This window comes from Maribacter luteus, from assembly GCF_009674825.1.
Classification (GTDB): Bacteria; Bacteroidota; Bacteroidia; order Flavobacteriales; family Flavobacteriaceae; genus Maribacter_A; species Maribacter_A luteus.
Genome location: NZ_WKJH01000030.1, coordinates 81,880 through 108,204, shown reverse-complemented (window position 1 = coordinate 108,204; position 26,325 = coordinate 81,880). Strand labels below are relative to the sequence as shown.

21 protein-coding genes are annotated in these 26,325 nt (G+C 40.5%); 10 read left to right on the top strand and 11 right to left on the bottom strand.

Features of this window, described 5'->3' with window-relative positions:
• Positions 1-126: 126 nt before the first annotated feature.
• Positions 127-702, top strand: a complete 576-nt coding sequence (locus GJ691_RS17600; RefSeq protein WP_154369331.1) for a fasciclin domain-containing protein — start codon at positions 127-129, stop codon at positions 700-702.
• Here the strand turns inward: GJ691_RS17600 and pheT are convergent.
• Entirely contained in the window at positions 694-3,120 is a 2,427-nt protein-coding gene (pheT, locus tag GJ691_RS17595; RefSeq protein ID WP_154369329.1) for a phenylalanine--tRNA ligase subunit beta, read from the bottom strand. The genes GJ691_RS17600 and pheT overlap by 9 nt on opposite strands.
• Positions 3,121-3,310: 190 nt before the next feature.
• Between pheT and GJ691_RS17590 the strand changes: the two genes are divergently transcribed.
• Entirely contained in the window at positions 3,311-4,471 is a 1,161-nt protein-coding gene (locus tag GJ691_RS17590; RefSeq protein ID WP_246200219.1) for a TlpA family protein disulfide reductase, read from the top strand.
• A gap of 9 nt (positions 4,472-4,480) precedes the next feature.
• Here the strand turns inward: GJ691_RS17590 and leuB are convergent, their stop codons facing one another.
• On the bottom strand, positions 4,481-5,599 hold the full coding sequence (gene leuB, locus GJ691_RS17585) for a 3-isopropylmalate dehydrogenase (RefSeq protein ID WP_154369325.1): 1,119 nt from the start codon (positions 5,597-5,599) through the stop codon (positions 4,481-4,483).
• Positions 5,600-6,772, bottom strand: a complete 1,173-nt coding sequence (locus GJ691_RS17580) for a 2-isopropylmalate synthase (RefSeq protein WP_154369323.1) — start codon at positions 6,770-6,772, stop codon at positions 5,600-5,602.
• A 147-nt stretch (positions 6,773-6,919) separates the two neighbouring features.
• Here GJ691_RS17580 and GJ691_RS17575 point away from each other — a divergent pair, with 147 nt between their 5' ends.
• Both GJ691_RS17575 and GJ691_RS17570 read left to right on the top strand, forming a co-directional pair.
• Positions 6,920-8,464 (top strand): hypothetical protein, encoded by a 1,545-nt coding sequence (locus GJ691_RS17575; RefSeq protein WP_154369320.1) that lies wholly within the window; start codon positions 6,920-6,922, stop codon positions 8,462-8,464.
• Between the two features lie 54 nt (positions 8,465-8,518).
• Entirely contained in the window at positions 8,519-9,328 is an 810-nt protein-coding gene (locus GJ691_RS17570; RefSeq protein WP_154369318.1) for a DMT family transporter, read from the top strand.
• 9 nt (positions 9,329-9,337) lie between these two features.
• On the opposite strand, the gene GJ691_RS17565 is transcribed toward GJ691_RS17570, so the two are convergent.
• From GJ691_RS17565 to panB, 4 genes are read right to left on the bottom strand one after another with little or no spacing between them, the layout of a single operon-like run.
• Positions 9,338-9,865, bottom strand: a complete 528-nt coding sequence (locus tag GJ691_RS17565) for a DUF4252 domain-containing protein (RefSeq protein ID WP_154369316.1) — start codon at positions 9,863-9,865, stop codon at positions 9,338-9,340.
• 42 nt (positions 9,866-9,907) lie between these two features.
• Positions 9,908-10,600, bottom strand: a complete 693-nt coding sequence (locus tag GJ691_RS17560) for an RluA family pseudouridine synthase (protein ID WP_154369314.1) — start codon at positions 10,598-10,600, stop codon at positions 9,908-9,910.
• A gap of 4 nt (positions 10,601-10,604) precedes the next feature.
• Positions 10,605-11,087 carry a signal peptidase II gene (gene lspA / locus GJ691_RS17555; RefSeq protein WP_154369311.1) on the bottom strand — a complete coding sequence of 161 codons (483 nt, stop codon included), beginning with the start codon at positions 11,085-11,087 and terminating at the stop codon, positions 10,605-10,607.
• Between the two features lie 28 nt (positions 11,088-11,115).
• A complete protein-coding gene (gene panB, locus GJ691_RS17550; RefSeq protein ID WP_154369310.1) occupies positions 11,116-11,934 on the bottom strand; it encodes a 3-methyl-2-oxobutanoate hydroxymethyltransferase in 819 nt (272 codons plus the stop codon).
• A 134-nt stretch (positions 11,935-12,068) separates the two neighbouring features.
• Between panB and GJ691_RS17545 the strand changes: the two genes are divergently transcribed.
• A complete protein-coding gene (locus GJ691_RS17545) occupies positions 12,069-12,527 on the top strand; it encodes a nuclear transport factor 2 family protein (protein WP_154369308.1) in 459 nt (152 codons plus the stop codon).
• Positions 12,528-12,571: 44 nt separating this feature from the next.
• On the top strand, positions 12,572-13,507 hold the full coding sequence (locus GJ691_RS17540) for a 3-keto-disaccharide hydrolase (protein WP_154369306.1): 936 nt from the start codon (positions 12,572-12,574) through the stop codon (positions 13,505-13,507).
• Positions 13,508-13,514: 7 nt separating this feature from the next.
• Here the strand turns inward: GJ691_RS17540 and GJ691_RS17535 are convergent, their stop codons facing one another.
• From GJ691_RS17535 to GJ691_RS17520, 4 genes are all read right to left on the bottom strand, one after another.
• On the bottom strand, positions 13,515-14,120 hold the full coding sequence (locus tag GJ691_RS17535) for a hypothetical protein (RefSeq protein ID WP_154369305.1): 606 nt from the start codon (positions 14,118-14,120) through the stop codon (positions 13,515-13,517).
• 235 nt (positions 14,121-14,355) lie between these two features.
• The gene (locus GJ691_RS17530) at positions 14,356-15,228 is read right to left on the bottom strand and encodes a pirin family protein (protein WP_154369303.1); all 873 of its coding nucleotides are present in this window, start codon (positions 15,226-15,228) and stop codon (positions 14,356-14,358) included.
• A 111-nt stretch (positions 15,229-15,339) separates the two neighbouring features.
• The gene (locus tag GJ691_RS17525) at positions 15,340-15,711 is read right to left on the bottom strand and encodes a VOC family protein (protein ID WP_154369301.1); all 372 of its coding nucleotides are present in this window, start codon (positions 15,709-15,711) and stop codon (positions 15,340-15,342) included.
• Positions 15,712-15,744: 33 nt separating this feature from the next.
• A complete protein-coding gene (locus GJ691_RS17520) occupies positions 15,745-16,494 on the bottom strand; it encodes an SOS response-associated peptidase (RefSeq protein ID WP_154369298.1) in 750 nt (249 codons plus the stop codon).
• 387 nt (positions 16,495-16,881) lie between these two features.
• On the opposite strand from GJ691_RS17520, the gene GJ691_RS17515 reads away from it, so the two are divergent.
• The 4 genes from GJ691_RS17515 (at position 16,882) to GJ691_RS17500 (ending at position 26,229) form a co-directional block, all read left to right on the top strand.
• On the top strand, positions 16,882-17,928 hold the full coding sequence (locus GJ691_RS17515; RefSeq protein ID WP_179955166.1) for a DUF4138 domain-containing protein: 1,047 nt from the start codon (positions 16,882-16,884) through the stop codon (positions 17,926-17,928).
• A complete protein-coding gene (locus tag GJ691_RS17510) occupies positions 17,925-18,467 on the top strand; it encodes a conjugal transfer protein TraO (RefSeq protein WP_154369294.1) in 543 nt (180 codons plus the stop codon). Before GJ691_RS17515 ends, GJ691_RS17510 begins: the two co-directional genes overlap by 4 nt.
• 5 nt (positions 18,468-18,472) lie before the next feature.
• Entirely contained in the window at positions 18,473-22,054 is a 3,582-nt protein-coding gene (locus tag GJ691_RS17505) for an Ig-like domain-containing protein (RefSeq protein WP_154369292.1), read from the top strand.
• Positions 22,055-22,155: 101 nt separating this feature from the next.
• Positions 22,156-26,229, top strand: a complete 4,074-nt coding sequence (locus GJ691_RS17500; RefSeq protein WP_154369289.1) for an immunoglobulin-like domain-containing protein — start codon at positions 22,156-22,158, stop codon at positions 26,227-26,229.
• The last annotated feature ends 96 nt before the right edge of the window (positions 26,230-26,325 follow it).

Here is a 26,325-nt window from a genome sequence, read left to right as displayed (position 1 = left end):
AATATAATGTTAAATATGGTAAAAGGTGTAATTTGTCAGTTTTCTACATAGGTTTATATTGTATATTGTCGATCATTCGATGCAGTTCATCGATTTTTTTAAAATCAAGCCCTAAATTAAACCTAAATGAGATTTTTTGTTCCCCACTTGGCTTTCTTGACTTTTCTATGGACTATTTCAATGGTAGGGCAAGGTCCCAATTCCGATGTGGAAAATGAATTGTTGGCTATTGGGTTTGAAGAGTCTATACTTTCGAACACCTTGAACCTAACAGACCATGCCACCTTATATTCGGCTATAAAAGCAGCCGATTTAGATAATATATTGGCTTTCGATGGTCCTTTTACTGTTTTTGCCCCTTCTGATAAGGCGTTCAATATACTTTTCGAAAACACCGGGTCTAACTTATTGAAAACGGAGAATAAAAGTGATTTACAGGCACTTTTAAGATACCATATTATTGCGGGTAAGTTCACGGCTTCCAGTATACTCAAGGCATTGTGCAGGGGGAATGGCACGGCAACGTTCATGACGATACAAGGTGAAGCTCTTACGGCCACTATCCAAGGTATTGATATTGTTTTAACCGATAGCTTTGGGAATTCGGCAAAAATAACCACCGCCGATACCAATCGATGCAATGGGGTAATACATACTATAGATAGTGTGATTCTACCTAAAAAAATGAATTATTTACCTTAATTCCGCTCCCAGTTCCGTTTCGTACTTCTGTTGAAGTTTAGACATTATTTTGTCTATCTGTTTATCGGTAAGGGTCTTGTTCTCATCCAACAAAGTGAAACTTACCGCGTAGGATTTTTTTCCTTCAGGTAATTTGTCCCCTGTATATACATCGAAAAGATTTACTTTTTTCAAGAGTTTTCGCTCAGTTTGAAAAGCAATGTCATGTATTTGCTTAAAGGCGACGTTCTCATTTATCAATAAAGCGAAATCCCTTTTTACTTCGGGGTATTTAGGAATTGGCTTAAATATTATTTCCGATTTCGGTACTAGTTCAATAATGTTGTCCCAATTAAAATCAGCATAAAATACTTCTTGTTTTATGTCAAAGTGTTTGATCAGGGATTTGTTGATGACACCAAAATCCACGATTTTCTTTTTCTTGGCAGTTAAAGTCAATCCTTCTGAAAACAAAGAGCTTTCGGCCGGGGTTTGTGTTCTTTCCGGAATACCCAATCTATTTAGAATGTTTTCAACTACAGATTTAAAAAAGAAAAAATCGGTTGGTTTGGCCGGTGAAGCCCATCCCGTTTCGTTTCTGTTGCCAGTAACCATTAGGCTTAAATGCTTGTTCTCGACATACCTATCGGCATATTTATGATAGGTTTTCCCGAACTCAAAGAACCTGAGATTACGGTTTTTACGATTTATATTATATGATATCGTCTCTAAACCATTCAATAGCATGCTTTGACGTAAAGCTGAAAGATCGGCACTTAACGGGTTCAGCATACTAACCGAATCATCTTTGTTGAGCTCTTTAATCAAATCAATGTAATCCGGTGAGGTTAGGCTATTGGTCATAATCTCATAAAATCCCCTTGAAGCCAATAAATCCCCAATAATAACTTGTAGGTTGTAATCTTCATATTTGGAAATAGGAGCGATTGAAGCATTCAGTTTATCTCCAAAGGCAATATTGTTGTAACCATATACCCTAAGGATTTCTTCGATAACATCTACTTCTCGCTGTACATCAACCCTATAAGATGGTATGACCAATCCCATACCGGATTCGGTAACATTCTTTACTTTGATTTCCAATGAGGCCAAAATGGACTTAATAGTATCCCGAGGTATTTTTTGGCCAATAAGGTGGTCGATCTTATCAAAAGTCAGGAATACTTGATAATCATCCTTCTTATGCGGATATAGATCAACGATATCCGATGTTATGTCGCCCCCGGCAATTTCTTTGATCAACAGTGCGGCACGTTTTAAGCTATACTCAACATTTTCAATATCGATACCTCTTTCAAATCGAAAAGAAGCATCGGTGTTCAGGCCATGTCTCTTAGCGGTTTTTCTTATTGATACCGGATCAAAATAGGCACTTTCTAAAAATATGGATTTTGTATTTTCGGTAACTCCCGTATTTATTCCCCCAAAAACTCCGGCAATACACATTGGTTTTTCGGCATCACAAATCATAAGGTCTTCTTCATGAAGCTCCCTTTCAATACCATCCAACGTCATGAATTTGGTGCCTTTAGGCAATGTTTTAACGACTATTTTTTTACCCAAAATGCGATCCGCATCAAAGGCATGTAAGGGTTGCCCCATTTCATGCAAAACATAATTGGTTGCATCAACCACATTGTTAACAGGGTTCAGGCCAATGGCCTTTAGTCTGTTTTTTAGCCAATTTGGTGAGGGTTGAATGATAAGATTACTAAGGGTTACACCACAATAACGGGGTGCTAAAGTGTTATCCTCTACCGAAACATCCATTTTCAATGATCGATCGGTAATGTTAAAATGACTGGTCGATGGTGTTATAAGCTCTTTTACTACTTCTTTTTGTTTAAGTCCGGCCTTTAAATCCCTTGCAACACCATAATGGCTCATGGCATCCGCTCTATTTGGGGTTAGCCCTATTTCGAAAACCTCGTCATTTTCAATTTCCACAATTTCGGCAAAAGGAGTTCCAGGAACAAGGGTGTCTTCCAGAACCATAATCCCATCGTGGCTTTCTCCCAACCCAAGTTCATCTTCGGCACATATCATTCCATGACTTTCTTCGCCACGTATTTTTCCTTTTTTAATGGTCCAAGCTTCCCCTTCTTTGGTATAAAGCGTTGTGCCGATGGTAGCAACGGGTACTTTCTGTCCTTTAGCCACATTTGGGGCGCCACAGACTATCTGTACTGGTTTTTCAAGGCCAATGTCTACCGTAGTAAGTTTAAGGCGATCAGCATTCGGATGTTGCTCACATGTTAATACGTGACCAACGACAATACCTTTTAATCCGCCTTTAACGGTTTCATAGCTCGATATACCTTCAACCTCCAAACCTAAATCGGTTAAAAGTTCAGCTGTATCATTAGCTTTCCAATCAATATTAAGGAACTGTTTTAACCAGTTGTAAGAAATGTTCATTTTCTATATTTAAAGCTGGTAAAGATAAAACAATGAAATAAGACATTCAATACAGTTTCAATTGAATTGTTTTAATTTTTTATGTAAGTAATTATTTGTTTCTTCGAATAAACTTTTTAAAAATTGATTTATGCGTTATTGGGCGGCTTTCCTATTGGTGGTAATATTTTGTGTTTCATGTACTAATCCTATGCAAAAAGGGCTTTCTGAAGGTTCGTGGCTTGCTCAGTTACAGGTTCAGGATGGTGAAACTTTACCTTTTAATTTTGATTTGAAGAACGATAAAGGGCAATTGAAGATTGATATTTTTAATGGGGATGAAATTATCAAGGTTGATGAGATAAAATTGATGAAGGATTCTATACGTATTCAATTACCGGTATTTGAGGGTTATGTAAAGGGAAGGTTCAACGACACGGTCATTGGTGGCGAATTCATTATTGAGAGTTTAAATCGTGTAGTTCCTTTTAAAGCTACATTTGGGAAGCAACCACGTTTTAAAACAACTCAAGAACCATTGACCGATATTTCTGGTATATGGGAAACTGAATTCAGTCCGAATTCCTCAAATAGTTACTTAGGGAAAGGTGTCTTCACACAAAATGGTAACAAAGTTACAGGTACGTTTAGGACGACCACTGGTGATTATCGTTTTTTGGATGGGGCGATTGATGGTGATATCATGAAAATTTCAGCATTTGATGGTGCCCATGCCTTTTTGTTTACTGCAAAAGTAACCGATAGTACTCTTAAAGGTACTTTTTATTCGGGTAACCATTATCAGGAACCTTTCATGGCGGTTAGAAATGAAAGTTTTGAATTACCCGATGCGGATTCTTTGACATTTTTAAAGGCTGGACATGAAAAATTCACTTTTGATTTTCCTGATTCCGATGGTAGACATATTTCATTGGAAGACGATCAGTTCAAAAATAAAGCTGTAATCGTGCAGATAATGGGTACATGGTGTCCAAATTGTTTAGATGAATCCAAGTTCCTTGTTAATTATATTGAAGAGCACCCAGAACTGGATATTGCAGTAGTTGCTTTGGCTTTCGAATATTCTAAGACTGAGGAAAAGGCGTTTCAGCGCATTGACAGGTTAAAAAAGGCCATTGGTATTGATTATCCCGTTTTATTGGCTCAATATGGGTCATCAAGTAAGATAAAAGCACATGAGAAGTTACCCATGTTGAACCATATCATTTCGTACCCAACAACAATCTACATCGATAAAAAAGGAGAGGTGAAAAGAATACATACGGGATTCAATGGTCCTGCGACAGGCGAAAAATATGAATCATTTAAAAAAGATTTCGATGCCTTCGTCAAAAAGTTGGCATCGGAATAACATTAGCCTTTAAATTATGGTCGATTTACCGAGACCAATATTCTCATCATTTATATTGAGGTTGTCATCGGCATCAACAATGTTTTTCGCAATAAAGTCACCTACACTGGATGTTCCGTATTTTGTACTTCCTAAGATGTCGATGGTCACGATCTTTTTTCTAAATGATTGATGGACGGCTGAGATAATAGCATTGAATTCCTCGTGCAATCCAAAATGTTCCAGTAATAATGCCGCACTGAAAATAGCCGCAACCGGATTTGCTATGTTTTTCCCCTTTGCTTGTGGGTATGAACCATGTATGGGTTCGAACATGGCATTTTCCGCGCCTATTGATGCTGAAGGCAATAAGCCGGCAGAACCTATAAGTACATTACACTGGGCAGAAAGAATGTCGCCGATCATATTGCTGGCCAAAATTACGTCGAAAGAGGTGGGGTCCATTGTTATGGCCATTGATGCGTGTTCTAAATACATACAATTCAATTCCACTTCCGGATAGCTTTCCGAGATTTTGGTAACGACCTTTCTCCATAGTCTGGAGGTTTCCAAAACATGGGCCTTGTCTACCAAGGTCAATTTACCTTTTCGTTTTTTCGCTGCTTTAAAGGCCATATGGGCAACACGACTTATCTCTTCTTCGGTATACCTGCAAAGGTCGGTGGCAATGGTGCCGTCTTCGCTTAAACTCTTCTCACCAAAGTACATGCCACTGGTGAGCTCACGGTAAATAACCAGATCCGTGCCGGTAACGATATTGCGTTTAAGGGAGGAGTTATTTATGAGTGCAGGGAATATTTTTATTGGGCGAATATTCGTAAAAAGGTCCAATTCCTTTCTTAAATATAGGAGTCCGTCCTCAGGCCGAACTTTCGCCATAGGATCATTGTCGTACTCAAGGGTACCAATGGCACCAAATAATGTGGCATCCGATTTTTTACATAATTCTATTGTTTCTTTGGGGATAGGACTACCAGTTTTTTCCATCGCCACGGCACCTACCAAACCTTCGGTAAACGTAAATTCGTGTCCAAAATTCTCTTCAACGGCTTGTAGGCATTTTACGGCTTGGGTTATTACTTCAGGCCCTATACCATCTCCACCTAAAACGGCAATGTTCAATTTCATTTAAGAAATGCTTTCAATTTTTATATTGCTACTCTCAATGATCTCATGAATATCACTATCCACGATTTCTTTTTGCCTATCGGCATATTTCAAAAATTCTTGGTAAACAATATCCAATTGTGTTTTAGTAAGTTCATACCCTACATTTTTAGCCCTGTAGGCCAAAGCGGCCCTGCCACTTCTTGCTGTAAGAACTATAGATGATGCATTTACGCCAACATCGGCAGGGTCCATGATTTCATAGGTTTCCCTGTTTTTAATTACTCCATCTTGGTGTATGCCTGAGCTATGGGCAAAAGCGTTGGCACCAACAATGGCCTTATTGGGTTGAACCAACATTCCCATTTTATCAGATACCATTTGACTGGTATCATAAAGTAATTTACTGTTGATGTTCGTATCTATACCAAGATAAGGATGTTGTCTCAATATCATCACCACTTCTTCCAAAGAAGTATTTCCGGCACGTTCACCAATACCGTTGATCGTACATTCAATCTGGCGGGCACCATTGATGACCCCTGCGATGGAATTGGCCGTAGCCAGTCCTAAATCATTATGGCAATGGCAAGAAAGTGTCGCCTTATGGATTCCTGTAACATTTTCCTTTAAATATTTCATTTTGGCTCCATATTCTTCTGGTAGGCAATAACCGGTCGTGTCAGGTATGTTCAATACCGTAGCACCTGCTTTAATGGCTGCTTCGCATACCCTGGCCAAGAACTCATTATCGGTTCTACCGGCATCTTCTGCATAAAATTCTACATCTTCAACAAAGGTTTTGGCGTAACTCACGGCATTGACCGCCCTTTCTATTATAGCCTCTTTGTTCGAATTGAATTTATGCAATATGTGCGAATCGGATGTTCCTATTCCCGTGTGTATCCTAGGTCTTTTGGCAGGTTTCAAGGCTTCGGCAGCAACTTCGATATCTTTTTTTACGGCACGGGTCAAACCACATACGGTAGCATTTTTTACAATTTTGGCTATTTCAAATACGGCCTTATAGTCGCCAGGGCTAGAAATAGGGAACCCAGCTTCAATGATATCAACACCAAGATCGTCCAGACGCTCTGCAATGATCAACTTCTCCTCTTTGTCCAATTTGCATCCTGGAACTTGTTCCCCATCACGAAGTGTGGTGTCAAAAATCTGTACTATATCTTTACTCATTATATTTACGTAATTTTACTAGCTATTTACGAATATATGGCCATTAAGGCTAATGTCCTAAGCTTACGGATTACATTTACAACGTTAAGCAACTTTTTGCTAGGTTTAAGATATTGAAATACAACGATTTAAACTATATATATTACGATGACAAATGTGCATAAAGATGCATTGTTCGTTCTGGTAAAGTCGCTCTCTAAGTCAGAAAAACGCCAATTTAAACTTTATGTTGGGCGCTTGGGGGTGAATACCGATGCTAAATTTTTAGCATTATTCAATTTATTGGACAAAACAAAGCAATATGATGAAAAAGTGATTTTGGATAGTGGCATTGTTAAAAAGTCGCAACTTTCCAATCTTAAAGCCCATTTGTACAAACAGATTCTTGTAAGTTTAAGATTGAACCCTGTTAACCAGAACATTAGGGTACAATTGCGTGAGCAATTGGATTTTGCAACCATACTTTATCAAAAAGGACTTTATAAACAAAGTTTGAAAATCCTTGACAAGGCAAAGCTCATAGCCATAGAAAATGAAGAAAAGAACGTGGCCTATGAAATTGTAGAGTTGGAGAAAATAATCGAGACCCAATACATAACGCGGAGTATTCCCGATAGGGCCGATGAGCTGGCAGTTCAGGCGAAAGAATTGTCAGAACAAAATGTAATGACCAGTAAATTGTCAAATTTATCCTTGCAATTATATGGGTTGATGCTGAAGTTGGGTTATGTTCGTAGTGATGAGGATCTTAAAACCGTAAAAACTTATTTTAAGAACAAGTTACCCAAATACAACATCGATGAACTTGGTTTTCGTGAGAAATTATGGCTTTATAAAGCTTATCTCTGGTATAGTTTTTTAACACAAGATTTTCTTTCGTGCTATAAATATGCCAATAAGTGGGTGGATCTATTTTATGAAAATGAAAAGATGATTCAATTGAACCCAGTTTTTTTCCTAAAAGGAAACCATTATTTGTTAGAATCCTTGTTTTATGTGAAATACAGTTCCCAGTTTAAGGAAACACTCCATCGTTTAGAAGGTATTGTGGAAGGAAAGAATTTTCCGAAGAATGATAATATTTCCTCATTGGCCTTTCTATATTTAAACGCCAATAGGTTGAACCTTCATTTTATGGAAGGTACATTTAGTAAAGGACTGTACTTGGTCAAAATTATCGAGTACGGCATTACCAAGCATAGAGACCGCTTGGATGCCCACCATATTATGGTCCTATATTACAAAATCGCCAGTCTTTACTTTGGTAACGGGGATAATAAAAATTGTATTCTTTACCTAAAGAAAATAATAGATAATAAAAACCTGAAAATGCGCGAAGACCTTATGTGCTTTGCAAGGGTGTTGAGTTTGGTGGCCCATTATGAGGCAGGAATGGATTATCATATGGAGCTTCAACTGAAATCTACGTATAAGTTTTTGTTGAAAATGAACGATCTTCATGCGGTCCAAAAAGAGATGATCAAGTTTTTACGGAACTTAGGTAGCATTTATCCTAGCGATCTGCGCAATGAATTCCAAAAATTGTATAATGAGCTGAAAAAGTATGAGAACCACCCGTATGAAAAACGGGCTTTCCTCTATTTGGATATACTCTCATGGCTAGAAAGCCATTTGAAAAATAAACCGGTCGGCGAGATTATTCGTGAGAAGGCCATGCAGCAAACCCGTTAATTCAGTTTGAAGAAAAGTACGCACCTTTCCTATTTACTGGAGATAAATTTAGCAATGCTTTTTATCAGTACCTCAGGGGCTTTGGGTAAGTATGTTGAGTTGCCTGTACCGATTACCATTGCGACAAGGGGTATTCTGGCTTTTATTGTTCTGTATTCGTATTGTAGACTTAAGGGAATTTCCTTACGTGTTCAATCTAGTGATAGGCTAATGGTGATTCTTAGCGGGGTTCTAATGTGCCTTCATTGGATAACGTATTTTTATGCACTTCAAATGTCGAACGTGGCCATAGGCATGCTCTCTCTTTTTACCTATCCCGTAATCACTGCATTTTTAGAACCTTTGATCCTGAAGACCAAATTCCAAAAGATCCATGTGTTATTGGGAATATTGGTTTTATGTGGAATCTATTTTTTAACTCCCGATTTTAACACAGGTAATTCGGTAACCGTAGCTGTTGGTATGGGTATATTATCGGCATTGTTTTACGCTTTAAGGAATATTATCCTGAAATCGAAAACGGCAAATTATCACGGTTCCATGCTTATGGTCTATCAAACCGGGATAATAGGGTTGTTATTATTGCCAGCTTTATTATTTGTTGAATTAGATGTATTATTGGGCCAATGGGAAGGTATTGTTGCTTTGGCTGTCTTGACAACGGCAATTGGCCATACACTTTTCTTGATGACATTTAAGCATTTCTCAATTACATCCATAAGTATTATAAGCAGTATACAGCCGGTTTACGGCATTTTAATCGGAGCCATATTCCTGTCCGAATTTCCCTCCTGGACTACAATTGTTGGGGGAATCTTCATTTTAGGGTCTGTTATTATCGAAAGTATTCGAACCTCTCGATGACCTTAATGTTTACGGTTGGTTTATTCCTGGGGTGTTTGGACTGAATTGTTGGATCAGGCCTTCTCCCATTTTTCCGAATTCATTGTTCTTTGCCATTTCCCGCACCTTGACAGGGTCGAAATCCCCATTAAAATATAGGAAGGAGCCATTGAGGTTGTCATTATTGTAAATCAGGATTTCCCTAACACTATTGCGTTTTTCACGAATAGAAACTACATTCCTTTTTAATTCATCATTTTTTCGATATACCTCGATAAACGAATTTCCGGTAATTCCGTTCATTTGTGAATTCAAAAATTGGGTTTTGGCAGGTGTGGCACTTGGGAATCTCATATATCGTAAATCCTTTGTGTTGCCTACAAGGGCTTGCATTTCAGGTGAGATACCGCTGATCAAGGTTAACATGAACTTAGGAACACGAATGGCCGTGACCTGATTGTCATTCTTGTGGGCATTGTAAAATGTGTCTATGGAGTTATAGCTTCCACAAGAAGTTAAAAGCACAAGACTTAGCAGTAAAATTGTTTTCTTAAACATGGTATAGTGTTTTGAGTCTGAATTAAATGTACGAAAATAGTATCAACAAGCATTCCAAACTGGATCATCCGGTGTTGGGGCTATAATTTCCAAAGCCGTTTTCTTTACTGGATGTATAAACGATAATTTTCTTGCATGTAGATGAATGCTTCCGTCTTTGTTACTGCGGTCAGAACCATATTTAAGGTCCCCTTTTATAGGACAGCCAATTGAGGTTAATTGCGCCCTAATTTGATGATGGCGTCCCGTTTTCAAATCAATTTCCAATAAGAAGTAATTATCCAACTTTTTAACCAAACGATAATCCAAAACAGCTTTTTTACTGTCAATCACTTCTTTGTTGTTGGCGTAGGATTTGTTTTGTTTGGTATTACGGCGTAACCATTGGGTAAGGGTGTCAAAATCTTTTGGTGGGCTGTTTTTTACGATGGCCCAATAGGTTTTTTTTGCTTCTTTGTCTGCAAATAGCTTATTGAGTCTCGGTAGGGCCTTTGATGTTTTTGCAAAAACGACAATGCCAGACGTAGGCCTGTCCAATCTATGGGGGACACCCAAATACACATTGCCGGGTTTGTTGTATTTTTCCTTAATGTATTGTTTAACGACCTCGCTAAGGGGTTTGTCCCCGGTTTTATCTCCTTGCACAATGTCTCCAGGGCGTTTGTTTATGACAATGAGATGATTGTCTTCGTAAAGAATCTGAAGGTTTTTGGGATGTGAAATAATCTTTGACATCCTTTTAAATGGATAAATTCCTGTAACGAAGAGTCACAAATAGCAATAGGAATACCCCGATACTTACCGATACATCGGCCATATTGAAGATACCTGTTTTAAAAAAACCGAATTTCACCTGAAAAAAATCGGTCACTGAACCATAAGCGATGCGATCTATTAAATTACCGATACCACCACCGATTACAAAGGCAAACGCAAGTACCATCCACCGATTTAAGTTGGCCTTCTGTAAGGTCCGTGCCATTAATACCAGTAAAACGATTAGCGGTAACCCTTGAAGGAATATCCTTTTGAGAATAGGGGGGAAGTCTTGTCCAAATCCCAACATAGCCCCTGTGTTCTCTACATTGGTCAATATGAAATTATCATTTACCACCTGAATATAATCCATAGGCTCTACATGTTTGCGCACAAGGTCTTTTGACAATTGGTCGCAACCAACGTTCAAAAGTACAATGAGGATGATGCTTATTCGTTTTAACATGTATAGAAAGCGATGGTTTTCAATTTAATTAATACTGCTCGTTGTCATTCGGAAAATCCTTGGTTTTTACATCATCTACATATTGGGAAATGGCATTACCCATTTCTTCATATAAATTCATGTATCTTCTAAGGAATCGAGGATTGAATTCATGGGTCATACCCAAAAGATCATGAATGACCAATACTTGCCCGTCAGTATGTTTTCCGGCACCAATCCCAATAGTAGGAATGGAAATACTTTCGGATACCCTTTTAGCAAGTTCTGCAGGAATTTTTTCAAGTACGATGGCAAAACAACCTAAACGCTCCAATAATTTAGCGTCGGAAATCAATTTTTCGGCTTCTTCTTCTTCTCTGGCCCTAACTGTATAGGTGCCGAATTTGTATATTGCTTGTGGGGTTAAGCCTAAATGTCCCATCACAGGGACTCCGGCATTCAAAATCCTTTTTACCGATTCTTTTATTTCTTCCCCGCCTTCTACTTTTACAGCGTGGGCCCTGCTTTCCTTCATTATGCGAATGGCTGAACGCAAGGCTTCCTTCGGGTCACTTTGGTAACTTCCGAATGGAATGTCAACCACAACTAATGCTCGTTTTATCGCTCTCAAAACCGATGAGGCATGATAAATCATTTGGTCCAAGGTAATGGGGAGGGTAGTTTCGTAACCGGCCATTACGTTACTGGCCGAATCACCTACCAAAATAACATCGACCTTGGCAGCATCAACTATTTTGGCCATTGAATAATCATATGCGGTGAGCATAGAAATTTTTTCCCCGTGTTTTTTCATATCAACAAGGGACTTAACGGTAACCCTTTTGTATTCTTTCTTCGCTGTAGACATTGAAAACTTTTTAGAATCGATAAAAGTAAGGATTTTGTAGCTGTTTTCAGGGAGATATCAGGGATTTTTAGAATGTGCCCGAAGTTGCTGGCCATTAAATGAATTTGACTTATTTTTGAAAGAAATAAGGGTACATGAAAAAGTTTGCACCACTAATTTTATTTCTTATTTACTTGAATGTTTCTGCCCAGAATACAGTTCAATCAGAGGTGCAAAAGACCATAGAGGCTTTTTTCTTCGGTTTTCACGCTAAAGATTCTTCTTTGATTAAAAAAACGGTATCCGAAAATGTGATTATACAGACCATTGGGAGAGCAAAAGATGGTTCCGGTATTCTAATGACCGAGGACTTTGGTGAATTTTTAAGATCAATAGAAAGTATTCCGGATTCGGTCGATTTTAAAGAGCGCTTATTATCTATAAAAATACAGGTTGATGGGTCTATGGCAAATGCTTGGACACCCTATGAATTTTGGTACAATGGGTCATTAAGTCATTGCGGCGTTAACTCCTTTCAATTGTTCAAGGATAAAGGTGAATGGAAGATCATATACCTTATAGATACGAGACGAAAGGAAGGTTGCGATCATTGAAATATACATACTTAGAAATAGAAAATATATAAAATAGAATGAAGATGAATATTAAAAAACTGAAATCAATAGCGTTTGTAACCATCAGTCTACTTTCATTTCAAATGAATGCCCAAGAAGCCAAACCGATTGAAGGAAGATGGAATTTGACCATTACCCAAGATGGGAAAGAGGTGCCTTCTTGGTTAGAAGTTACACACTCAGGCTTTAGTACGTTGGTAGGGCGTTTTGTTTATGCTTTTGGAAGCGCAAGACCCATTGCCGAGGTGAAATTCAACGACGGGAAATTCAATTTTGAAATACCACCACAATGGGAGCCAGGTAAAAGGTACATGGAGTTTGAAGGGGAAATGAAAGGAGACCGACTAATCGGTAAAATGGTTTATACAGACGGTAAGGAATATGACTGGATAGGAGTCAGGGCCCCTAAATTGGAGTTTAATACAAGCCCTGTTTGGGGAACTCCAATGAGACTATTCAACGGTGAAAATTTAGAAGGATGGCACGCCATGGGTGAAAACCAATGGAAGGTAAAAGATGGAATTTTAATTAGTGAAAAATCTGGTGCTAATTTGGTTTCCGATCAGAAATTCGATGATTTTAAATTACATATTGAATTCCGTTATCCTGAAGGAAGTAATAGTGGGATTTATTTACGGGGAAGATATGAGGTGCAGATCGCTGATAACTTCGGGTTAGAGCCATCTAGTATCTATTTAGGGGGAATTTATGGTTTTCTTACGCCAAACGAAATGGTGGCCAAAGCTCCCGGAGAATGGCAGGTATATGACATAACATTGATCGGAAGACGGGTTACTATTGTTGCGAACGGTAAAGAGATCATTACCGATCAGATAATTCCGGGCATGACAGGTGGCGCGTTGGATAATAAAGAGGAAGAAGCCGGCCCGTTTTTGATTCAAGGGGATCACGGACCTGTTGAATTCAGGAATATAATTGTTACTCCGACCCTTAATTAGGAAGAATTCAATCTTTGAAAAGATGACGACAGGTAGGACATATCTCTAAACTTGTGTTAACAGGTGAATTACTTGCCCAATCGGGTACCCAGTCCCACGTACCTGTTTTATCGGCTCGTTTGGTATGTTTGCAATTTGGACAGATAATTATCAGGTCATTGGGTTGAACATACCTTTTTTTAATTGATTTGAATGTTTCAAGGTTCATTTTAGTGTTTTGTAGATTGAACATTTCTGTATTTATGATCAAAACCCCGGATTTATTATTCAATGGATAAACGGTTTGTAGATAATAACGATATGTATCAGCACTTGAACAGTCGTATTGATAATGCCATGTTTTACCGGTCTTTATGACTTGTTTGTATTTTTTTCTAAAATAGAATTTTAGCCATATTCCTTTTATCGATTTTGAAAATGAACTACCGAGGGTTATATTGTTGAAAGCGGTTTGGTCAATATCGTTTTCGATGGCAAAATGGTACCAAGCAGGATTAAAATAAATGAATTTAAGTTCTTTCGATAAGGCATAAATGGAATACCTGCTTTTTTCGAGTACTTCGAGGTCAAAGCCTTTTATCATTTCCAAAAAGTCCGTTCCAAACCTTTTCATGTAGTTACATTTTGTACTTATAATCTACATAAGGGAAAGTTCTTTTAAGATTCCAATTTGGGTGGGTCTTTGATTTAAAGATAAAAGAAAGTTTAGGGTGGGAATATGACTAATGTCATAAAGGGTTCTATAAAATCAAATTAGTTAAGGCGTTGTTCTTAATTAAAAGAATAATTTTTGTGGATAAATCTATAATCGTCATAAATTCAAAGTCCTTTAAATTGGGTTTCCCATTTCACTCTTCTATCAAAATACCCATTTTCCCCATTTGATAATCACGCATGGCTTCAAGTATCTGCGTTTCGGAATTCATTACAAATGGGCCGTGTTGAACTGTTTTCTCATTAATGGGCTTACCACTTAAGATAAGAAATGATGCTTCTTCGGTAGTTTCAATAGTAATTTGTTCTCCTTCATTTTCAAAAACCACTAAGCATTCTTTTTCCACTTTACCATACCCTTTAAGGTTGATTTTACCTTTAACCGTATATAGCATTGTATTATGGTCTTTAGGGAGTTCATAGGTCATCGCTCCAGAACCCTTTGCCGTTCCCCAAAGAATAAGTAATTCACTTTCAGGGGTAATTTTACCCTTTTGGGCACCGTACATGCCGACAATGAGTTTACTGATGATTTGATTGTCCTCTGAAAATATCAATGGAATATCCTCTTCTGAGATAAATTGATATTTTGGTTGCTGCATTTTTTTTGCAGCCGGACTATTGATCCAAAGCTGTACAAATTCATTATACTCATTTTGGTCTACCAACGCTTGTGAAGGACGCTCGCTATGAATAATGCCCGAACCGGCATGCATCCATTGTACTTCGCCCTTTTTTGCGATTTGATTGTTACCACAGCTGTCACGATGGTGTATTTCCCCTTCGATTATAAAAGTAACAGGAGAGAATCCCCTATGCGGGTGCGGTCCTATTCCTTGGTGAATCGCCTTGCCATCTTTTCTATACTTCAATTTACCATGGTGTAAAAGTAGAAATGGATCAACTTGGTTAACTTTAGTGGTAGGTAGGGCCTGTTTAATGGGAATACCGCCCATATCAATATTGAAAACAGGAATTAACGTCTTTACTTTTTTATTTGATTCCATTTTTTAATCTTTTAAAATATAAAGGCTTCAGACAAACCTCAACTACGCCTTTAATGGAGCGTTTTTGGCATTTACAAATTAGAATGCTTGTATATGCCGGTAGTACACCTGTCAAACATGTTGGTCAATAAGAATGGTATTGCCGTCAGGATCCATAAAAACGATGCTTCCGGGGCCGGTTGTGTTTTCATCTACTTTCCTCGCCAATTCAACCCCATTTTTCTTTAGTTCATTTTGAATTTCCCGTACATCAACAAATGACGTTAGTTTATTGGCGTTTGCGTCCCATCCGGGATTAAAAGTCAATATATTGTTCTCGAACATGCCTTGAAAAAGTCCGATCAAAGTATCACCATTTTTCATAATGAGATAATTACGCTCCATGTCTCCAGCGAAAACAAAGAAACCTAGGTTTTCATAAAATTCCTTTGATGTTTTAAGGTCTTTCACATTAAGACTTATCGAAAATGCACCTAATTCCATATTAAATAATTTTATCGGATTACTGATTATATTTTAAAATTCCAATTCTTGATAAACAAAGGGATTCGAGATTTCCTCTAAGTTACCTAAATATTCTTTTCCACGTAATCTACCCACCGTATGTGTTTCAAGTTCGATCTCCTGATTAGGCTGAATCAGTTCCTCAATAGTATGTTGATCCGTATTGCTTAACCATTTATCTATTGAAGTTTCATTCAATATCAAAGGCATCCTGGCTTCTTTCAGTTTGGGGTTATTATGGATTTTTGCCATTAAAGAATTTCCTTTGGTCGTTACTATGGTGAAGGTTCTCAACATGCCGCCTTGTTCATTTTTCCATTCACTCCATAGTCCAGCCAGAACCATAGGTTCTTTATTTTTTCGGTATATATAAAATGGAAAAGTCTTATCGTTGACATGGTGATGTTCGTAAAACCCGTCGATATAAAGTACACAACGATTGTTATTGGCAGCGGTTCTAAATGATGGTTTTTCAAAAATACTCTCTCCTCTGGCATTCAAGGTGTTGTTCCATATTTTTTTCTGTTGTTCGTCATCTTTTACCCAATGGGGGATTAGTCCCCAAGTTGCCACTTCCGGAAATCCAGGTGAACGGTCGGTGTAAATCAATATGGTGGGATGGCTAAAACCAGAAGCATGATAAAGGGGAAGGTCAGTGAGGGGAATCAATTTTTCCATGATTTCTTCCACAGCCAAATAATCCTGGTCTTTTTTAGCCTTGGCCAACTGTGCTTCCAAACTTGCTTTTATATCATAACACATAATTAACTATTACATTCTAAAACTATGGTAGAATTCTTTTCGGATAATATGATATTGGTTAAAAGGATATTACCCTGATTTATTTTGACCTTTGCAACAAAGAATCATACTCAATTAAATTTAAGGATTTCTTTAGTAAGTTAGATGCTATAAAATTATTTCTAAAAGGTTCAATAACATGACTGGGTAATTATTATAGAATATTTCTTACGTTAAAAGGGTTAAATACTTATTTTTATGCGTTTAAAAACCATTAATCAATTCATTTTAGCGATTATTTTTACCCTTTTATATGATAATTGATATTTTTGGTTTTTATTGTTTGATTTACCTCAATACATAGGTTTTAGGTAGATTACTATGGAAAATATTAAACTTTCTTCGTACATGAAGGTATCCCCCATTTTTTGTAATTTATTAATTGGTATCATTCTATTAATGGTCAGCGGCCATGTTAGGGCCCAATCTCCAATGACTATTGCTTGTAACGATAATAGTACTGTTAGTCTTTTTTTTCCGTCCAAGGTGGTTAAGATTGTTTCTCCAGGAGTCAATTTTAAATTTGAATATGATGAAGGGGCCAATTTGGGGACATTGCAAGGTCGAAAAGGGAATGATAGTAATTTGACGGTGATTACCGATAATGGATATATCTTTTCTTTTGTCCTCAATTTTTCAGAAAAAGTAGATAAATACAACTATATAATTAATTCGGAGGTAGCGGTAGGCAAACTCAATCAGGGGCCTGTGGATCAAAATGAAATGGTTTCTATCTCAAACGAAGAAGGTCAAGAAACCAAGGATTATGACGAACCAGAATCTATGTATTATGATGAAACGGAACCTATAATTGAAAATACTCCGGAAATACCCAAGGAGATGCCGGTTTTTCAGGATACAGTGGCCTTTTCCAACGAGAATGATGTTGATCAGGAAATAGATGGGACTTTCACAACTGAAAGTGGTGTTCCAGTTGAGTTTTCTTCAGAAGAAGATGATTTGTATGAAGTGGATAGGGAAGAGTATTATCGCATTTTTTGTGAGAATAATTATTTGCAAAAGACCATATTTAAAAGAAGTTTTAGACAGAACAAAAGAATAGTCTTAAAATTGAACAACATATTAGTTGATAGGAGTGATATTTATTTCGTTCTTCAAATTGAAAACAATTCCAAACGGGAGTATAAAATAGATGGTGTAAGTTTCTTTAGAAAATCGGCAGTAGGACAATTACAGAAAATCATGAAACCTAGATATACCTTCAATCTTCAAGAATCCCTTGATCCTGCTAGTGTAAATGAAATAGTATATGTATTTAAAAATTTCAAAATAAGCAGTAAAGAGTTAATCTATGTTGCGCTTGCCGAGAAGGATAGCAATAATATGGTCATACTTCCGTTGGATAATAAACAAGTAAATTTTCCCTCTAATTGAATACTAAAAACTCATTATTTGTCATTCTATTTTGTATCCCTGTTTTTTTGTTGGGACAAAGTTATACAAACACTTTCTCGGTCTCCGGAGGAATTTTCGGGGATGGTTATGGGGGAGAATTAACATTTAATACGAATTTGAGTGAAACGACTTTTACACAACTTGCTTTGGACGTTTCTATTGCAAATTATAAATCAGGAATATCTTCAATTCCCTATTCGAGTATTACTGCCAGTTATTCTTATTTCATAACACTTTATAGTCGAAATAGGCGAATGCAGGCTCTTTCTTTAGGAGGTGGTGCCTTGGCCGGATATGAAATGGTCAATAATGGCGAAATGGATATTTCAAATATTGTTTCGGTCAATGGGGAAAGTAAGTTTATTTACGGAGCTGTTTTGACGGGTGATTTGGATATTATAGTCAGTGAACACATTTCGCTGATAATTCGGACTTCGGAGTTTTATCATGCGAATAGTGATTTTGGGAGTTTTACTAATTATACGGGGCTTGGTTTAAGATATTATTTTAATAAATAAGCAGTTTGAGAGGTATATACATCAAATTAGGCTATTCTTTAGCAATAATTGCCATCCTGATCGCCTGCACCAAGCAGGTTGGATTGGTCACGGAGGTGGAGTTCGACCTCTCGGAGAATTATACGAGTGAGGGGTATGTGAACGAACCCTTGGCCACGACGTTGACCGTAGTTCCCGAGGAGCTTATCGAGGGCTATATCTATGATTATCGGTATGCGGTGTTGAACGGGGAAGGCCATTTCGAGGACGCCAACGGGGAAGAGGTCCCCCAAGGGGAGCGCCGCCCTTTCGATCCCTTATCGAAGAGCTTAAATTATATCGGTTCCACGGTAGGGGCCCATACGGTAAGCGTCCAGGCCACTGACACCTATGGTTTCACCGAGGAACTTGAACTCACCTATATCTTAAGCGAGGTCCCTGTGACCTGGACGGCCACGATTTCGGACAGTGAACTTTTGGTTGGGGACCAGACGACCGTCACGGTCACTTTGGGCAATGAAGGTACGGGTAATGCAACTTATGAACGTAATTATAGTATATCCACTGGCTCGGGGGCACTGACCCAGAGTGACGGTACAGGGGTAGGCCTGGATGGTTATGAGGGAATAACCCCTGGCACCTATCAATACGGTTTCGTCCCGGATGTCCTCGGTACGGTGACCCTGACCTTCGACCTTAGGGACAGTAACGGACAGGAGCTTACCGCATCTGTCAATCTGGAAGTAGTCGAGGAACTATCTTCGGGAGAGAACGACATCCTTACTTTTTCGATACCCGATCAGAGCGCAACGTCCTTGATCGATGATCAGGCCCATACGGTAACGGTCACTGTTCCGATGGGAACGACCTTGACCACGGCACCAACGGTATTGACGGTGTCTGAAGGTGCCACGGTAACCCCGGCCATGGCTACACAACAGGATTTCACAAGTTCGGTCATTTATACGGTAACTGCCGAGAACGGTGACGGACAGGAATGGACGGTAACGGTGATCGAGGAAGCAACAAGTGCGGATCCGGAGATTACGCTTATTGGAGGGGACATTACCTTGACCGTTGGGGATACCTATGTGGAAGAAGGGGCCACGGCCACGGATGCCGAGGACGGAGATATCAGTGGTGATATAGTGATCGATGCCTCAGCGGTTGATACGAATACGGTAGGAAGCTATCAAGTGACCTATAACATAACCGATTCGGGCGGGAATGCAGCAACAGAGGTGATACGTACGGTAACGGTAAATGCCGTAGCGAACGAGCCACCGACGGCCACGGATTTTTCAGTTTCGGTATTGTCGAATTCCACAGACAATAGTATCGATGTATACGACCATATCGCCGATGCGGAGAACGACCCGCTTACCATAACCATTGCAGATGGCAGTCCGGCCAATGGAACGGCCACCATATCGGGAACGGTGATCAGTTACACCCCGAACAATGGATATACCGGTAATGACGTGATCACTTATTTGGTCGATGATGGCAACAATGTGGCAGTAAGTGCAACGATAACGGTAACGGTAAGTGATAATGCGAGTCCTGAGATAACGTTGATCGGTGGCGATATGACCTTGACCGTTGGGGATACTTATATAGAAGAAGGGGCCACGGCCATGGATGCCGAGGACCTTGACATCAGTGGGGATATCGTTATCGATGCCTCAGCGGTGGATACGAATACGGCGGGAAGCTATCAAGTGACCTATAACGTAACCGATTCGGATGGGAACCCGGCCACGGAAGTGTTACGTACGGTGACGGTGAATGCTGTAGTGAACGAAGCACCGACAGCTGTGTCTATTGCAAATAGTACTGGTGGTACAGCACCACTTACGGTTGAATTCAATAATTCAGGTTCTTCTGACCCCGATGGTTCTATCGTATTGACCAATTGGGATTTTGGTGATGGTAGTTCAGGAAACACTGGTGGTTTTCCTAGAACCGTGTCACATACTTTTAGTGCACCCGGTACCTATACAGTTACGTTAACTGTAACTGATGATGGTACCCCTGCCCTTAGCGGTACGGTAACCAATATAATCACGGTTACAGCAGCTAATCAGGCACCGACTGCTGTTGATGATGACTTTATGGTGTCAGCAGATGGTACACTGAATGGATCTGTCTTTTTGGATAATGGCAATGGTGTGGATTCGGATGCCGATGGTGATAGTATCGTTGTGGATCAGGTCAATGGTAGTTCATTAAACGTAGGAGTTACCATTAACGGAAGTACTGGTGGTCAATTTACGGTGACAGCCGGAGGAAATCTTAGTTTTGATCCTAATGGGGATTATGATGCTCTGAATGAAGGGGAAAGTGCGCTGACCAATATTCAATATCAGATTACTGATGGGAATGGAGGCTTTGATGCGGCAACTGTAACGGTAACTGTAACAGGAGTCGAAGATTCAAATGCTGCACCAACAGTATCTGCAGGTAGTGATATCGTTATTACCTTACCGATGAATTCGGTGACCCTTAATGGCAGCGCCACTGATAGTGATGGAACGATCCAATCCTATTTATGGGAGAAGGAATACGGAGGTACAGCGACGATAACGGACCCTTCATCAGCATCTACTATGGTGACCGGTTTGGAAGAGGGTGAATATGAATTCCGATTAACGGCTACGGATGACGATTTGGCATCAGGTACAGCTACCGTGATGGTCGTTGTAGAAGCTTCAGGAAATCAAGAACCGACCGCAGTGTATGATGTATACACGGTATATGAAAATACGACGAACAATTCTTTGGATGTATTGGATAATGACAGTGATGCTGATGTCGGTGATTTGTTAACGATAACGGCTATCGAAAATCCAATAAATGGTACGGCATCCATTGGTCCTGGCCAACAAACCATTCTCTATAATGCGACAACTGGAAATGACAGGTTCGATTATACGATTTCAGATGGTAATGGAGGTACTAGTACGGCAACAATCGATGTAAATGTGATACCGAACCAAAGTCCCACCGTGGAAATTAATGAACTAATACTGATTCCTAGTGGAGATTTCCCTAAAACATTGGATTTCTTTGTGTCCAGTTCAACTGATGATGGTAGCATTGTGGATTATGAATGGAATTTTGATGATTTCGGTTCAGCAGGGAACATAATAAACAATACTGATGATTCTTCCGTTTCACATACGTTCAATGCATCAGGTACTTATAATATTGTCTTGACCGTGACCGACAATCTTGGGGCCACAGGGACAGATACCGTTCCAATAGTTTTGGAAGAACCACTAGCTCCCGATTTTAGTTTTTCAGCCAACCCTTATGAACCCCAACCTGAAAATGGTTATTCCAATCCTATTGATATATATTTTAATATATCACCAAATAGTGCTTTGTCGACAGGTTCTTATACCATGGTAATGACTACAGGAAAAGCTACCATAGATATAGACGGTAACCCTTTTAGAGAAGGAATTGAAATACCAATGGCTACTGGTGCTGTTATAGGGTCTTTTACTGATCTTTTGCTTAATTCAGAAGTTTCGGTAACTTTTACCGTAACAGAAGGAATAAGCGGTATATCAAAATCAAGAACCTTAACTCTTGTATATTGAACCACCGCATGCACTTGATTTGAGATATTTATAGTGAATACAACGAAAAGATTTGAATAATTCATTGCCGGTCATTATTTTGACAAGGATTTATAAAATACATGAACAAGAAACGAAGGTCCCCGATATATTTCATATTGATGCTGATTATCCTGATCGCCTGCACCAAGCAGGTTGGATTGGTCACGGAGGTGGAGTTCAAATTGACCGAACAGCATCTGGAGAACGGCAATGTGAACGAACCCTTGGCCACGACGTTGACCATAGTTCCCGAGGAGCTTATCGAGGGCTATATCTATGATTATCGGTATACGGTGTTGAACGGGGAAGGCCATTTCGAGGACGGCAACGGGGAAGAGGTCCCCCAAGGGGAGCGCCGCCCTTTCGATCCCTTATCGAAGAGCTTAGATTATATCGGTTCCACGGTAGGGACCCATACGGTAAGGGTCCAGGCCACTGACACCTATGGTTTCACCGAGGAGCTTGAACTCACCTATATTTTAAGCGAGGTCCCCGTTACCTGGACGGCCACGATTGCGGATACTGAACTATTGTTGGGCGACCAGACGACCATTACGGTCACCTTGGGCAATGAGGGCTTGGGCAATGCGACCTATGAGCGCAACTATCAAATCGAAACTGGCTCGGGGGCACTGACCCAGAGTGACGGTACAGGGGTAGGCCTGGATGGTTATGAGGCAATAACCCCTGGCACCTATCAATACGGTTTCGTCCCGGATGCCCTTGGCGCGGTGACCTTGACCTTCGATCTGAGGGACAGTAACGGTCAGGAACTTACCGCATCGGTGAATCTGGAAGTAGTCGAGGAACTTTCCTCGGGAGAGAACGACATCATAGCATTCACGTTACCGGAACAAAATGGTACGTCCTTGATCGATGATCAGGCCCATACGGTATCGGTCACTGTTCCGATGGGAACGACCTTGACCACGGCACCAACGGTATTGACGGTATCTGAAGGTGCCACGGTAACACCTGACATGGGTACGCAACAGGATTTCACAAGTCCGGTCATTTATACGGTAACTGCCGAGAACGGTGACGGACAGGAATGGACGGTAACGGTGATCGAGGAAGCAACAAGTGCGGATCCGGAGATTACGCTTATTGGAGGGGACATTACCTTGACCGTTGGGGATACCTATGTGGAAGAAGGGGCCACGGCCACGGATGCCGAGGACGGAGATATCAGTGGTGATATAGTGATCGATGCCTCAGGGGTTGATACGAATACGGCGGGAAGCTATCAGGTGACCTACAATGTGACTGATTCGGACGGGAATGCAGCAACAGAGGTGATACGTACGGTAACGGTGAACGCCGTAGCGAACGAGCCACCGACAGCCACGGATTTTTCAGTTTCGGTTGTAACGAATTCCACAGACAATAGTATCGATGTATACGACCATATCGCCGATGCGGAGAACGACCCTTTGACCGTAAATTTACAGACGGGCAGTCCGGCCAACGGTGCGGCTACCGTATCGGGAACGGTAATCAGTTACACCCCGAACAATGGATATACCGGTAATGACGTGATCACCTATTTGGTCGATGATGGAAACAATCCAGTTGTAAATGCAACGATAACGGTTACGGTAAGTGATAATGCGAGTCCTGAGATAACGTTGATCGGTGGCGATATGACCTTGACCGTTGGTGATACTTATATAGAAGAAGGTGCCACTGCCACGGATGCCGAGGACGGAGATATCAGTGGGGATATAGTTATCGATGCCTCAGCGGTGGATACGGCCACGTCGGGAAGCTATCAGGTGACCTACAATGTTACCGATTCGGACGGGAATGCAGCAACGGAGGTGATACGTACGGTAAACGTAAGTGCCGCCCCTGATACGACACCACCTGTAATCACCTTGGTAGGCGGAACGGTGAACCTTACTGTGGGGGATATATATGTAGAGCCGGGTTATTCGGCCACTGACAATGTGGATGGGAACATAACAGGGAGTGTGGTTGTTGGTGGAATAGTAAATACAGGTGTAGCGGACACGTATACGGTGACCTATAATGTCAGTGATTCAGCAGGGAATCCGGCAGTTCAGAAAACGAGGAGTGTGGTGGTAAGTGCCGCCCCCGATACGACACCACCGGTCATTACCTTGGTAGGGGGAACGGTGAACCTTACGGTGGGGGTTACATATGTAGAGCCGGGTTATTCGGCCACTGACAATGAGGATGGGAACATCACAGGGAGTGTAGTTGTGGCCGGTCTTCCGAATACCAGTGTAGCGGACACGTATACCGTGACTTATAATGTCAGTGATGCAGCAGGGAATCCGGCAGTTCAGAAAACGAGGAGTGTGGTGGTAAGTGCCGCCCCCGATACGACACCACCTGTAATCACCTTGGTAGGAGGAACGGTGAACCTTACGGTAGGGGATACATATGTAGAGCCGGGTTATTCGGCCACTGACAATGAGGATGGGAACATCACAGGGAGTGTAGTTGTTGGTGGAATAGTAAATACAGGTGTAGCGGACACGTATACGGTGACCTATAATGTCAGTGATTCAGCAGGGAATCCGGCAGTTCAGAAAACGAGGAGTGTGGTGGTAAGTGCCGCCCCCGATACGACACCACCTGTAATCACCTTGGTAGGTGGAACGGTGAACCTTACGGTGGGGGAATCTTATATAGATCCGGGTTATTCGGCCACTGACAATGTGGATGGGAACATCACAGGAAATTTAGTTGTGGCCGGTCTTCCGAATACCAGTGTGGCGGACACGTATACCGTGACCTATAATGTCAGTGATGTAGCCGGTAATATAGGAATAGAGAAAACCAGGACAGTAAATGTAAGTGCTGCCCCTGATACGACAGCACCAGTGATCACCTTGGTAGGAGGGACAGTGAACCTTACTGTTGGGGAATCTTATATAGAGCCGGGATATTCGGCCACGGACAATTTGGATGGGAACATCACAGGTAGTGTAGTTGTGGCCGGTCTTCCGAATACCAGTATAGCGGACACGTATACGGTGACCTATAATGTGAGTGATGCTGCGGGAAATATGGCACTTCAGAAAACAAGGAGTGTGGTGGTAAGTTCCGCCCCTGATACGACACTACCTGTTATCACCTTGGTAGGAGGTACGGTGAACCTTACGGTGGGTGATACATATGTAGAGCCGGGATATTCGGCCACGGACAATGTGGATGGGAACATCACAGGTAGTGTAGTTGTGGCCGGTCTTCCGAATACCAGTGTGACGGACACCTATACGGTGACCTATAATGTCAGTGATGCAGCGGGGAATGCGGCAGTTCAGAAAACGAGGAGTGTGGTGGTAAGTGCCGCCCCTGATACGACACCACCGGTCATCACTTTGGTAGGTGGAACGGTGAACCTTACGGTGGGGGATACATATATAGAGCCGGGATATTCGGCCACGGACAATGTGGATGGGAACATAACAGGGAGTGTGGTTGTTGGTGGAATAGTAAATACAGGTGTAGCGGACACGTATACGGTGACCTATAATGTCAGTGATGTTGCGGGAAATATGGCGATTCAAAAAACCAGAGATGTGGTGGTAAGTGCTGTCAATCAACCACCAGTAGCTGATGGTGTCGCTACCCCTTTAAGTGGAAGCGCCCCATTAACTGTTAGTTTCAAAAATATAAATTCAACAGATGAAGATGGTACAATTGAAGGTGTATTCTATGATTTTGGAGATGGGTCAACAGAAAATGCAACTTATCCCAGTGAAGTTAGCCATGTGTACGATACACCTGGAACATATATGGCTAGAATGACCGTTACTGACGATGATAGTGCAACTGATTATATGGAATTCGAAATTGAAGTTTCCGCTCCACTACCATCAGCAAGTTTTGATAACGGTACTTCTTTGAGCTCTTCATTGCGAACAATTTCTGGAGAATTAACGGTTAGTAATGGTCCAATTCAATTTGAATTGTCCCTGTTTGCTGGGAATGATCTTTACGAACCTGCTGAATATCATTTAACCATTGGTTCTGATTCATGGTATGTACAAGCAGCCGCTGGAACTACCGAAACAGAGAGAACCTCATTTATTCCTACAGGAACATATTCTTATACTGTTCAACTCATTATACCAGGAGGATCAGCTCAGGGTTATGTTATAACTATAATACCGGATTAAAAAATTAGGTTTAAAAATAATATAATTTTAATTTTTCTTTCGGTTTACAAAATACGTTTAGGTAGGAAGAGTTAGGTTTTTTTTAGAAGGTAGGAA